This window comes from Archangium minus, assembly GCF_044360475.1.
Classification (GTDB): Bacteria; Myxococcota; Myxococcia; order Myxococcales; family Myxococcaceae; genus Archangium; species Archangium minus.
In genome coordinates this window covers 4,034,547-4,048,099 of record NZ_CP043494.1, presented here as the reverse complement: position 1 = coordinate 4,048,099, position 13,553 = coordinate 4,034,547, and the positions used below count along the sequence as shown (strand labels likewise).

Here is a 13,553-nt window from a genome sequence, read left to right as displayed (position 1 = left end):
CAATCCACCCGGGACACGTCAGTCAGGTAACAGACAGCTGATCAGCTCCACTTCAGATAGAGACTGCCCACCCGGTACACCACGTTGGGCGTGTACCCGAGGGCCAATTCCTCGGCGGGCACGGGCTCCCATTTCCCGGTGCGCTGCACCTTGCGCTCCAGTCCTGGCGCGGTGGCGAAACGCGTGGAGCCTCCTGGCCCCGCCTCGAGAACGAGCACGGCCGCACGTGGAGCGCGCACGAAGTCACCGCCCGCGTTTAAACACATACGTGCATTGCGATAGAATCCCCGCGTCCCTCCCGGAGTCTCCCGCAGCGTGAGCGCTGAGGCTCGCTTGAGCCCCATCTCCGAGCCCGCAACATAGACACTGGCCGCCGGGTCAAAGTCATGCGGCCGGACAAAACCCGCGACGATCCATCCAAAGCCAATCATTCCTCCGGCCAGAGCGAGCCAGGGCCACCAGCAGCGCAGCCATCCCGTCTCCGATACCCTCACGAGCGTAGGTACCGTCACAGCTGCTGCGGCGTAGTGGGGATGCGACGCGGCGAAGAGGACGCCAATCCCAGACGGAGCGATATCGCCACAGCAGCTCTCAGCGGCAAAACAGACCTCATATTTGAGTGGCTGTCCCTTGCGGCCACCTCCCAGGTCCGCCTCCGAGCCCGCGACAGGAGCACAGCTCAGCACGCCGCCCTCCACGGCCCCCTGCGCGGTGCACTGGATGGGAATGCGATCCGCGTTGGTGGAGCGGGACAGGTCCACCAACGAGCACCGACGCGTCTCATTGCGCTCGCCCCTCCACGTCCCAAAGTCGAGCGAGGCCGGATTTGGCACCAGGGCAAAATCGAGGAACCCCTCCACCTGCACGGCCCGGCGCGCGCTCTGCTCCATCCACGCATTGCGGAAGGTCACCCGCACGGGCGTGGATGCCCCCTCCTGCGAAGGTTCCGAAGGCGTCCAGTCCGCCACGAAGCGCCCTCCCCCCTCGTGACGCAGCGGCACCTCCTTGCCCTCGATGGTGGCCACGGCCGTAAAGCCGTCCGCCTGGAAGAAGGTCTCATCGTCGAAGGTCTTCCCGCGGAAGAGCAGCCGTGCATCGAGCTTCACCGTCTCGCCCACCCGCGCGGTGGTGGGCACGGCCAGCGAGGCCTCGAGGTCGTAACGGAGGATGAGTCCGTAATCGATAGCGCCCGACCCCTTCGGCAGCGACAGCGTCCAAGTGCTGCGCTGGTCCGGCGAGTTGGGCGCTCGGAAGACCTGGTAGTGGCGGTGAGGCGGCTGGCACAGCTTCGGCGCGCCCGCATAGCGGACGCCGGGCGGACACCCGTTGTCACCCGAGGCCTGGGCCGGAACATCACCCCCAGGGCCCTCCAGCTTCGCGGTGTACGCGGGACCGGGCGAGGCTGACGCGGTGGCCACCAACACCTCCACCACGTACTTGCCCACCTCGAAGGTCTTCGACTGGCCCGGCGACAGCGAGCCCGTCTCCGGTCGTGAGCCGAGCACGTGCGCATAGCCCCGCGTGAAGGCACCAATCACCTCGCGCGGCGTCTCGACGAAGATGAGATCCTTCTGGGGATCGCGCGCCAGCGGCCGGAGAAACTGTTCGCCCGTCTGGCGGACCTCGTCACTGCCAAAGAGGCCGATGACCAGCGTCTCGAACTCCGCCGATTCGGAGAGCCCGAGGGACCGGGGTCCTTCCGACGGGTCTCTCAGGTCCTCGGGGATGCCGTCGGTGAAGAAGAGGAACAGCCGCTTCTGGAGCGCCGAGCCTCGCAGCCGATTTCCTGCCTCCTCCAGCGGGCGTCGGAAGTAGGTGCCATTGGAGTACGGCAGCGCGCGGATGTCGTCCGCGCTCCGGGCCGGACGAGGCGGAGCATCCTTGCCATCACCGAAGGCCAGGACGTCAACCCGGTCGGCCGAGCCGCGTGCCAGTCCCTCGACGACGAGCGTTCCGAGCACCGCGGCGCGCTCGGGATCATTCGGAGGAATCCGGCGGCCCTGATCGTCCCGGGACTCCACGCCCATGGAGCACGAGTTGTCGAGGATGAGGACGATCTCATGACCTCCGCCGGCCGCGCCGGAGAGGAGCAGGGGCAGAACGAGCTGCGCGAGCGTCATCTAGAGCTCCACCTTGAAGTACGTGCCCCCAGCCCGGTACAGCACCGAGGGAGAAGGGACATGACCCGCGGCCAGGTCCGCCACGGGCTCCCACTTGAGGGTGCGGCGATCCTGCTGCTCCAGAGGGCCCGTGCCCGTCAGCACCACACCGGCGCCTCGCGTGGCGCGCAGGATGATGACTGCGTTCCGGGTGCGGCCGTTCAGCTCGCCATCTCCGTGCAGACCCAGCCGTGCGTCACGGTAGAAGCCAGCACCGCTGCCGGGGCACCCCTGCAAGAGAATGGCGGAGGCCTGACGGATGCCTCGCTCGCTCCCGGCCACGCGGATGGATGCACCGGGAGGGAAGCGCGCGGGCTGGGTGAAGCCGGCGAGCATCACCCCGAAGCCAAGCAACGCCAGCGAGGGCCACACCCAGGCACCGTGACAGCCGAGGAAGCCCCGCCCCTCGACCTTCCAGCGCAGGCGCACCGTCTTCTCCTGGGCCTTGAACTCGGAAGTGAGCGGCACCACGCGCAGCACGGCCGACTCGGGTGACACCTCACCCGCGCAACGGGGCACCTCGAGACAGATGTCGAGCCGGAGGTCTCGGGGATCCAACAACGCTCTCGTGTCCGACGCGGGCTCCAGGTCGCGCATGTCCGCCTGGTTCAGCGCGTTGAGGAAGTGCAGCACCGGGCGCGACTGGCAATTCCCGAGCCCCTCGACACGCAGCGCCAGGAAGTGCTCCTCGGCTCCCCGCGAGTGGCTGAAGTCGAGCCTCTGGCACGCCTCCGTCACCGAGGTGCCCGCCCTGACGGTGCCGAAGTCCAGCTCCGCTGGCACCTCCAGCATCAACTGGGGACGCACCTGGACTTCGTGCTCGGGCATCTCGATGGGCCCTCTCGGCGTCTGGAGCACGAGCGACCAGCTCGCGGACTTGGGCTTGTCGTAGGTGGCGAGGAACTCGTACCTGTCGTCCGTCCGAGGCGGCCCGCTGTAGCGCTCCTCTCCCGTATCCACCATGCGGACGCGGACTCCCGGGTCCATGAGCAGTGCATCCACCCGCTGGCGCTCGGCCCCCGCCTCTCGCGGACGACGGAGCACCACGGTCCCCTTGCAGGGCAAGCCCACGTAACAGGTGCGCGGCAGCTCGGACGTGTCGAAGCCGAGCCCCAGGTCGCTCACGGTGGTGGTGACCTCGCCAGCGGGGCACACCACGCGCTCTCCCACGCGTCCGCCCACGCTGATCCTCGCCTGGCGCGGCTGCGGAGAGGCCGGCGGCGTCCACGAGGCCGATTGCTCCTGGTCCGCCACGAGCGTCTGCGCGGGCTCGCCCTCCACCTGCACGGTGAACGTCAGGGACAATCCCGCGGGAGCGCCCTGCACGGGGACCTTCCCCGCTGCGTCGAAGAGTGTCGCGCGCAGCAAGGCGGACTGCCCCGAGACGAGGGTCTCGCCCACCGCGGGCTGCACGAGGCGCGCCCGGAAACCGCAGAGCTCCACCTTCAAGGACTGAGCCTCGGAGGCAGCCGCGCGGAGTGTCTCGCCTGGGGCGAGCGGCGGCTTGTCGGGGATGAACTCGATGCGGGCCTGGTCCGTGGAAGGAAGGACGAACTCGGCTGCGACCGTGCCATCCGGCTGCACAGTGCCTCGGACGTCTGTGCTCTGGCCCTTGGAATCCGTGATGCGGAACGTGCCTCCGGCGATGCCACGCAGCGCGCCCTTGTCGTCGCGGACAGCGCCCACCACGGAGAGCTTGTCACCCGTGGTGTATGGCCCCGGGGTGATGCGCTCCACTCGCGCCTCGAGCTGTACCGCAGGAGGAGGCGGAGGCGGCGCAACGGACTTGCCGTCAATGACGTGGGCCACCAGGTCTCCGGCCCGATGGCTCTCACCCAGACGGGCGCAGTCATACTTGTCGATCGCCCGATAGTTCGGGTGGGTGGCGAGGAACACCGTCTCGCAGGTGTCATCCTTCTCGTCGTAGCAAAGGGAGCACCCGTTGCCGTCGGTGACGTAGGTGTGCGCGTGCCACTGCCGATGCATCTGCCGGATCGCAGGCTGGTTGCACGCAGCCAGCACGTTCGGCGGAGTCCCATCGTATCCGCCGACACAGTACGTCCGCCCGCTCTGAGCCAGAACGGGAGCAGCCAGCAGCAGCGCGGCCAGGGCGAGCAGCGCCGCAAGCACGCGGACCATCACTGCCCTCCGACTTCCGTGTGAGGCGTCTCCATGCCGGTGGGTGCTCCGGAGCGCGCGACGCCCGCGTCCTGCTCGGAGCTGGAAGGGGCCGAACCTGATGCGGGCGACGGCGCGGAGGCCCTGAGCCCCAGGGCGAGGCCCACGCCCAGCGCCAGGAGGCCTATCGCAAGCAACCACCCCATGGGGACACGGCGCCCCGCTCGACCCGGAGGGACGGGCGCCTCCACCGTCCGAGGAGCAGGAACAGATGGGGCCTGGACCTCTGGTGCGCTGGGTGGCACCGGCGTGGCCTGAACCTCCGGCGCCGGAGCAGGCGTGAACATCGGCAGGCCGTCTGGGACCGTCTCCCGTCGAGCCGGAGGAGTCGCCTTCGCCGTACGCGGCACCTCGGGCTGCCCCACGACGAGCAGAATGACCGTGATGTTGTCGGCCCCTCCGCGCTCGTTGGCCGTCTGGATGAGCCGCGCCACCGCGTCCTGGTAGTCGAGCCCCTCGATAAGCGGATACAGCTCGGGGTCCTCGATGAAGTCGTACAGCCCATCGCTGCACAGCAGCAGCACATCACCGAACCGCAGCTCCAGAGGCTCCGCCCACACCTCGGGCTTGAAGCGCTTCTGGACTCCCGCGCTTCCGCCCAGCGCCTGCACGAGCACGTGCGCGTCGGGATGATTCCGGGCCTCCTCTTCCGTGAGGATGCCGTGGGTGACCATCTGGGCCACGCGCGTGTGGTCTCGCGTGCGATCGACCGGAGCCCCCTCGCGGAACTGGTAGAGGCGGCTGTCGCCCACCCAGCCGACATAGCAGCGCGAGTCCATCACCCAGGCGATGACCCCCGTGGTCCCCATGCCCTCTGCTCCTCGGGTCAGCACGGCATCGAGCACGGCCTGGTTGGCCTCGATGAACGCCTGATAGAGGGCGCGCGGCGGATGATCCGGAGCACTCGCGGAGAGCACCTCGACGATGCGATCGCTGGCCACCTGGCTGGCCACCTCTCCGGCCTCGTGGCCGCCCATGCCGTCACAGACGACGAGCAGTTGGGAACCGTCCGGCTGGGCGGCGATGCGGTAGCTATCCTCGTTCTGCTTGCGCTGGCGGCCGACGTCGGTACTCCCGTGGATGTAGAGCGGGAGGCTCATTCGTCATCTCCCCTTACGGGTGCGTAGAAGGTCCTGGACTTCACCCGAGGCGCGTCCGCGGACGGTTGGGCGGCCACGGGTTCAGCAGGAGGCGCCGCGACGAGGGGCTCCCCCGAGGCGGAGGGCTCACCGGAGGGCTGGAGCCCGGGCTGTACCAAGGTGAACTCCAGGTGCTGCGACAAACGGATGCTCTGCCCAGGCTTCACCTGGACGCGCTCACCCGGGTTCAGGCGGCGCCCATCCACAAAGGTGCCATTGGTGGAGTGCTCGTCCTTCACGAAGACGTTGCCTGCCTTGAAGAGCTGCACGGTCGCGTGGTGGCCACTGAGCTGCGGCAGCTCGACGGCGAGGTCCATCTCGCCCGACCGGGCACCAATGGTGAACGAGGCCTTGTGGACCCGGTAGAAAGGCTCGAGCCCAGGAGGACCCTTGACCACCACCAGCCGCGTCTCCGGCAGGGTCGCGAAGGGATCCTTCCACACCGCGGGAGCGGCCGGAGGGGGCTCGGGCTGAGCGGGAGGAGGCTCGGCGGCGGGCGGCAGCGCGACAACCTGAGGAGCCGGCGCAGGCTCCGAGCGGCGCCGGGACAGCAGCACGATGAGCACCAGCAGCAAGAGCAACCCGAGGCCCACGAGCAGGGCGAGCAGCCACCAGGGAAACCCACGTGAAGCCGACTCAGAGACCGGAGCACTCATCGAGCCACCGGGTTGCATCCCCGCGCCAGGAGTCCCCGCTGCCGTTCCCGTCGTGCTTCCAGTCGAGCCCGTCCCGGGAGTCCCCGTCGAGGACCCCGGTGGCGTCATGGAGCCGGAGTTGCCCGTCGCCGTCCCAGGCGAAGCGGCCGAGCTGGAGGCCCCTGTCTGCGAGCCAGGACCGGTCCGTGCTGGAGCGGGTCCCATGGTGACGGAGCCGGGGCAGGCGGTGATCGCACGACCCTCAGCCCTCTGACGAAAGGAGACGGGGCCACTCCAGGCGGTGGTGGCACGACCCGAAAGGGCCTCGACAGAGAGCCGGTCCGAGGTTTGCCCGGGCTTCACGCCGCAGAAGTCCACGTCCAGCCAGTAGAGGTTCTCCAACGCGCCCACGAGCCCCGTGAGTGCCTGCCGCGCGTTGCCGTCCTCCACCTGGATGTAACGACCGCCAGAGCCCTCGGCGAGCTGGGACATCTCATCGAGCCGCTGGGCAAAGCCCTTGCCCTTCCCCTGGCCACTGAAGACGACCAGGTGGAGACGCACGCCCTTGTCGCGCGCCTCTCGGGCAAGCTCCTTCACCTTGAGCGCAGCCGACTCCTCGCCAGCATCGGTGAAGACGATGACCTCACGCGAGCCGCCACGGGAAAGTGGCTGCTCGCTTGCGGCCTCACGCACGGCCTGCTGGATGTAGAACTTGAGCCGGGTGACGCGCTGCACGGTCCCGAGCCGCTGGACCTTCGCCAGACACGCTTCGAGTCCCGCCGCGGTGCGCTCCTCGCAGTGGGTGCTCTTGCTCTGCCCGAAGGTCATGACCGCAACGGTGTGGTGCCGGGGTCGAGCGCCCAGCGCGTCCGCGTAGTCCTTCGCGAGACCGAAGGCCTGGGACCAGTACTCTGAGAACGACCCGGACTGATCAAAGGCGAGGACGGTGTAACGGCCCTCGGAGGAGTCAGCCATCCGGCGCACACCCGTCACCTGCGCGCCGGCCTGCTCCACGGCGACACGGAAGCGCTCCGGGGAGACACCCGCCGAGCGGAGCTCCTTCTGGAGTGAAGGCTCGGTCACCTCAATCTGAAGCCGCGTCTGTCCGTTGGACGCGGGCGGAACCGCGAGCACGGTGAGCCCATTGTCCGCCGCGACCGCAGGTGCGCCCACAAGAAGGACGGCGAGCAGACCCGCGATCATGAAGACAGTGCGATGCATGTGCATCCCCCCTCGGGAGCTGCTCACTGGGAGCGCCGGGACAGCAGCTTCTCGGGGACGATGACGAGCACCAACGTCGTCCCGCCCAGCATGAGCACGGCCTGGTTCTGCAGGACGACCTGCTCACCGTGGACGACGGAGCCGTTGACGACGGAGCCGTTGCTGGAGACGTCGATGAACGAGGCGTCCTCCGCGCGGATGAACAGGTAGGCATGCTGACCGCTCACGCGCCCATCCTCGAGCACCACATCGCAATCGGGGTTGCGGCCAATCACGTTGCGCCCAACGCGCAATGGGTGGACGCGGCCAGGGTCGGTGGAATTGCGGTACTCGAAGAGCGCACCCCGGACGAGCGCTGCGGCCGAGCCCTCGCTGGAGGTCTCCACAAAGGTCCGATCCTTGGGGCGCGGAGCTGCGGGAGCCAGCGGCATGGCGGCGGGAGCCGGAGCCGGAGCGGCCGGACGAGCGGGCGGGATGGACGCGGCGGCGAAGGGATCGCGAGGGTCGAAGGTGGGCCGCGGCGGAGGCGGATTGGCGAAGAAGTCCGCGCCCCGTTGAGGGGCGGGAGGAGGGGCCGCCGGATCCGGCTCGAAGACGGTGTGACGTTTCTGATGCGGGTTGGCTGGCTGCTGGGGAGGCGGGGGCACGGGAGCAGCACCCCCGGCGGCCGAAGCCGGCTTGGGGGGCGTCAGGTCCATGCCGCACATATCGCACCAGGCGGCACCAGCATCATTCTCGTTCTGGCAGGAAGGACAGCGCATGAGGGGCGTATCCGACTCTAGGGCACGCCCTGGAGGAAACTCCAGCCGAACGAGCCCCTAGGCTCCTACGAACGAGGAAGTCGACGATTGCTTCCCCCTCCGAACTCACACATCACCGCCCCCGCGCCACCTTCCGGGCTGGCTCCTCCGCGGCGAACAGCGACTTGAGCACCCGGCCCGTGGCCGTCTTTAGCCGCGCGACTTCTTGGGGTGTCCCCTCCGCCACGATGCTCCCGCCCGCCTCGCCGCCTTCCGGCCCCAGCTCCACCACGTGGTCCGCCGAGGCGATGACACTCGGGTGGTGCTCGATGACCACCAGCGTGTCCCCACGGTCCACCAGCCTGCGCAGGAAGGCGATCAGCTTCGACACATCCCCCAGGTGCAGGCCCGTGGTGGGCTCGTCGAGCACGTACAGCGTGGGCTCGTGACGCGTGGACGCGGTGAGCTCCGCGGCCAGCTTCAACCGCTGCGCCTCGCCGCCGGACAGCGTGTTCGACCCTTGCCCGAGCTGCAGGTAGCCCACGCCCAGGTCCGACAGGCAGGACAGCGGCGCGGCCACCTTGGGCAGTGCATGAAACACATCCTTGGCCTCGTCCGCCGACAGGCGCAGCACGTCACCGATGGTCAACCCGTGGTAGCGCACCTCAAGCGTGGCCGCGTCGAAGCGCGCCCCACCGCAGGCCTCACAGGGGGTGACCACGTCCGGGAGGAAGGACATCTCGTGAGAGATGGCCCCTTGCCCCTCGCACGCCGTGCATCGGCCCCCCGACGCGGTGTTGAACGAGAACCGCGCGGGGCTGAAGCCGCGCAGCTTCGCCTCGGGAGTCGCGGCGAAGGCTCGGCGCAGCTCGTCCCAGAGCCCCAGGAAGGTGGCCGGCACTGAGCGCGGCGTGCGTCCGATGGGCGACTGGTCCACGGCCAGCACACGGCGGATGGCCTCCGTTCCCATCAGGGACTTGAAGGGCCCCGGGCGCGTCGTCACCAGCCCGAGCTTCTCACGCAGGGCCGGGTACAGCACCTGACGAACCAGGGTGCTCTTCCCCGAGCCCGACACACCCGACACCACGGTGAGCCGCCCCACGGGGATGCGCAGGTCCACACCCTTCAGGTTGTTGGCGCGGGCGTCCTTCAGCTCGATCCACTTCTCCGGGGCGCCCCGGGGCGTGGCGGCCAGCACGGCGGGCTCACGGAGCGCACGGGCAGTGGGCGCATCCTCCATCTGCAGCACCTTCTCGGGCGGGCCTTCGGCGAGGATGCGTCCGCCACCTCGGCCTCCGGTGGGCCCCAACTCGAGCAGGTGATCCGCCGCACGGATGGTGTCCGTGTCGTGCTCCACCACCAACACCGTGGAGCCGGTGTCCACCAGCGCGCGCAGGTTGGACAACAGCCGGTGGGTGTCGCGCGGGTGCAGGCCAATGGTGGGCTCGTCCAGCACGTACATCGCGCCGGTGAGGCCCGCGCCCAACTGCGCGGACAGCCGCAGCCGTTGCATCTCGCCACCCGAGAGCGTGGACGCGTTCCGGTCCAGCGACAGGTAGCCCAGTCCCACGCGATCCAGGAACTCCATGCGCCGCAGCAGCTCCTGGCGGGACGGCTCGCCGAGCAGCGCCCGGTCTCCGCGGAACTTCCACTCGCGCACTCGCGCCAGCGCGGCGGTGACGGACTGCTGCACCACTTCGTGGTAGCGCAGGCCCTCCAGCTTCACGGCGCGAGGCACCGGCTCCAGGCGCGAGCCCTCGCAGGTGCGGCATGCGTCGGAACGGCCCTCGGCCAGCGCCTCGGCGCCGCCCTCCACGCCCGTGCCCTCGCAGTCCACGCACCGGCCCTGCTTCGTGTTGAAGGAGAACCACCGCGGATCCATCTCCGGAACGGAGAAGCCGCAGACGGGGCAGGTGCGCTCGCTGGACAGGAGCGTCTCCTTGTTGCCGCCGGCACGCACCTTCAGCGCGCCCTTGCCCCAGGTGAGGGCCTTGTCGAAGACCTCGCGCGGCAGCTTCGCCAGCTTGCCCTGGTACATGACGAGGTCGATGTCGTGCTCGCGCGACTTCACGAGCTGCGGCGGCTGGTCGGTGGAGACCACCTTCCCGTCGGCGATGGCCGTCTCGATGCCCGCGCGCGCGGCGGCGGTGAAGACATCCAAGTACGTGCCCTTGCGCGCTCGCACGGCCGGCGCGAGCACCGTGCCATCCCCCTTCATGGCGGTGAGCTGCGCATAGAGGACCTCGGGCGTGGTGGAGGCGATGGGCTCGCCGTCACGCGGGCAGTGGGGCTGCCCCAGCTTGGCAAAGAGGAGACGCAGGTAGTGGGCCACCTCGGTGACGGTGGCCACCGTGCTGGTGGCGCCAGCGCGAGAGGTCCGCTGCTCCAGCGCCACGGAGGGCGGAATGCTGCTGATGCGCTCCACGTCCGGGCGCGGCATGGTGGGGAGGAACTGGCGCGCGTACGGCGTCAGCGTCTCCAGGAAGCGCCGCTGGCCCTCGGCGAACACCACGTCGAACACGAGCGAGCTCTTCCCCGAGCCGCTTGGTCCCGTCACCACCGTCATCTTCCCGAGTGGAATCCGGCAGGACACCTCCTGCAGGTTGTGCTCGCGCGCGTGCTCCACCTCGATGGCGGGAGGCACCTCCGCCGGGCCCTTGCCACGCCTACCCGGCACCACCGGCTCGCCCAACGTCCCGCGCAGCGCCGCCGCGGTGAGGCCCTCGCCCCGGGCGATGAGCTGCTCCGGCGTGCCCTCGGCCACCAGGCGCCCGCCGTTGCGACCGCCGCCCGGTCCCAGGTCGATGATCCAATCCGCGCCCCGCATCACGACGAGGTCATGGTCCACCACGACGACACTCGCGCCGCGCTCCACCAACTCATGCAGGGCGGCGAGCACCTGGCGCACGTCCGCGTCGTGCAGACCGGCGCTCGGCTCGTCGATGAGGAAGAGCGAGCCCTTCGCCTCACTGGCCAGGGCTCGCGCCAGCTTGAGGCGCTGGGCCTCGCCACCGGAGAGGGTGGACAGGGGCTGGCCGAGGGGCAGGTACCCCAGGCCCAGCCGGGACACGGGCCCGAGCGCACGCGCCAGCGGCTTGTCGTCGGCGAAGCGCTCCAGAACCTCGTCCACGGTCAGCTCCAGCACCTCCGCCACGGAGAGCCCGTGGTGCCGGATGGCCAGCACCTCCTCCTTGAAGCGGCGGCCTCGGCACACAGGGCACAGCAGGGAGACATCCGCGAGGAACTGCATCTCCACCGTCTCGTAGCCCTCGCCCGAGCAGGCCTCGCAGCGCCCCTTGTCCACGTTGAAGGAGAAGTGCGCGGAGGTCAGGCCCCGCACCTCGGCCTCGGGCTCGGAGGCGAAGCGCTCGCGAAGCCTGTCCCACGCCTTGGTGTACGTGGCCGCGTTGCCGCGCGAGGTCCGCCCCAGCGGCGACTGGTCCACGAAGGTGACGCGCTCCACGGCCTCCAGCCCGTCCACGCCGTCCGCCTCGCCGGGCGCCTCCACATCCTTCTCGCCCAGCGCGCGCCCGAGGTGGCGATACAGCACCTCGTCCATCAGGGTGCTCTTGCCCGAGCCGCTGGGGCCCGTGATGGCGCACAGCACGCCCAGCGGCACGCGCACGGAGACCCCCTGGAGGTTATGGGCCCGAGCATTGCGCACCACCAGCTCACCGGTCCGCTCGCGCGGCGTGCGCTTCTCCTCCCCGGTCCCCGTGAGCAACCGGCCGGTAGGCAGATCCGCGCGCTTCGCCAACGCCTGCGGTGTGCCATCGAAGCACAGCCTTCCTCCATGCTTGCCAGCCCCTGGCCCCAGCTCCAGCACGCGGTGCGCGGAGCGGATGACGAGCGGATCATGCTCGATGACGAGCGCGATGTTGCCCCGGGTGGCCAGCTCGGCCATGGCGCCGGTCAGGGGACCCACATCGGCGGGGTGCAGGCCCACGGTGGGCTCGTCCAGGACGAACAGCGCCCCCGTCAGCGAGGTCCCCAGCGCCGCGGTGAGGGACACGCGCTGCGCCTCACCGCCGGACAGCGTGCGCGCGGGCCTGTCCAACGTGAGGTAGCCCAGGCCCACCCGCTCCAGGTAACCGAGGCGGTTGGCCAGCTCGCGCCGTGCCAGCTCGCCCTGACCCGTATGGGTGCGCAGGGCGTCCAGGCGTGCGCGCGCATCCGACAACTCCAGCCCGTGCCACGCTGCCAGATCCAACCCGCCCACCCGCCACGCCCGCGCGGACTCGTTGAGGCGAGCGCCCTTGCAGCTCTCGCACAGCGAATAGGCCCGGTAACGCGAGAGCAGCACACGCACGTGCATCTTGTACGTGCGGCTCTCCATCCAGCGGAACCACGCACGCACGCCCGGGTAGACACGGCCGCCGTCGTAGTCGCCCTCGCCCTCCAGCACCTGCTCCCGCTGCGCCGGGGTGAGCTGCCCCCAGGGCTTGTCCAGCGGAATGCCTTGCTCCCGCGCGTAGCGGAACAACATCTTCCGCTCCCACTCGGACGTCTTGCCCGACCACGGACGGATGGCGCCCTTCTCCAGGCTCAGCCCCGGGTTGGGCACCACCTTGTCCCAGTCGATACCAATGGTGCGGCCGAAGCCCCGGCACGTGGGGCAAGCACCGGTGGGCGACTGGTAGCTGAAGAGCCCGGGGCGGGCCTGCTCGAACTCACGCGAGCACTGGGGGCACACCAGCCCACGCCGGATGCGCCGAGTGCCCGAAGGGGTGAAGGCCACCGCCTCGCCGTTGCCCATCGCCCAGGCCGACTCCAGCGCCGCCGTCACCCGGCCGAGCTGCCCCTGGGCCAGCTTCACCCGGTCCACCACCACGTGCGCCACACCGGCGGAGTCAGTGGCCTCGCTCGGCCGCAGCGACTCCAACTCGCGCACCTCTCCCTGCACCACCAACCGGTGGAAGCCCTCTTTGAGAAGCCGGGCACGCACGTCGAGGAACTCGGCGGTGTCCGCGATACGCAGGGGAAAGGCCAGCACGGCCAGCGCGTCAGGCTCGGCGGCGAGCGTCGCCGTGGCAGCCACACGCGCGTCGGTGCGCACCGCCTCCACCCCGCACGTCGAGCACACCGGCATGGCCTCGCGGGTGAAGAGGGCAGACAGGTACGCCTCAACGTCGGCCAGCGTGGCCACGGTGGAGCGCGAGCTCTTCACCGGCGCGCGGCGATCCACCGCAACGCCCGCGGCCACGGGCTCCAGGTTGTCCATCGGGGGCCGCTCTAGCCGCTCGAGGAATTGGCGGGCATACGGGCTAAAGCTCTCAACGAAACGACGCTGTCCCTCGGCATAAAGAGTATCGAGCGCGAGACTCGACTTACCAGAACCTGAGACTCCGGTGAGGCAAACCAGCTCACCTTCGGCGAGGTCCACGGAGAGAGACTGGAGATTGTGGGTCCGAGCGCCAACGAGGTGCGTCTTATGCATGGGGAGCGCTGATTTAACGGCAGAAGTCAGGCTCGCCAACGGAA

6 protein-coding genes are annotated in these 13,553 nt (G+C 69.6%); all 6 read right to left on the bottom strand.

Features of this window, described 5'->3' with window-relative positions; all coding sequences use genetic code 11:
* Positions 1-41 precede the first annotated feature (41 nt).
* The gene (locus F0U60_RS16710; RefSeq protein ID WP_395820696.1) at positions 42-2,120 is read right to left on the bottom strand and encodes a vWA domain-containing protein; all 2,079 of its coding nucleotides are present in this window, start codon (positions 2,118-2,120) and stop codon (positions 42-44) included.
* Positions 2,121-4,298 (bottom strand): hypothetical protein, encoded by a 2,178-nt coding sequence (locus F0U60_RS16705; RefSeq protein WP_395820693.1) that lies wholly within the window; start codon positions 4,296-4,298, stop codon positions 2,121-2,123.
* On the bottom strand, positions 4,298-5,437 hold the full coding sequence (locus F0U60_RS16700) for a protein phosphatase 2C domain-containing protein (RefSeq protein WP_395820691.1): 1,140 nt from the start codon (positions 5,435-5,437) through the stop codon (positions 4,298-4,300). The genes F0U60_RS16705 and F0U60_RS16700 overlap by 1 nt, the downstream gene beginning before the upstream one ends.
* Positions 5,434-7,332, bottom strand: coding sequence for an FHA domain-containing protein (locus F0U60_RS16695; RefSeq protein WP_395820688.1), 1,899 nt, complete (start codon positions 7,330-7,332; stop codon positions 5,434-5,436). Before F0U60_RS16695 ends, F0U60_RS16700 begins: the two co-directional genes overlap by 4 nt.
* 23 nt (positions 7,333-7,355) lie before the next feature.
* On the bottom strand, positions 7,356-8,093 hold the full coding sequence (locus F0U60_RS16690) for an FHA domain-containing protein (protein WP_395820685.1): 738 nt from the start codon (positions 8,091-8,093) through the stop codon (positions 7,356-7,358).
* 112 nt (positions 8,094-8,205) lie between these two features.
* A complete protein-coding gene (gene uvrA / locus F0U60_RS16685) occupies positions 8,206-13,509 on the bottom strand; it encodes an excinuclease ABC subunit UvrA (RefSeq protein ID WP_395820682.1) in 5,304 nt (1,767 codons plus the stop codon).
* Between the last annotated feature and the right edge of the window lie 44 nt (positions 13,510-13,553).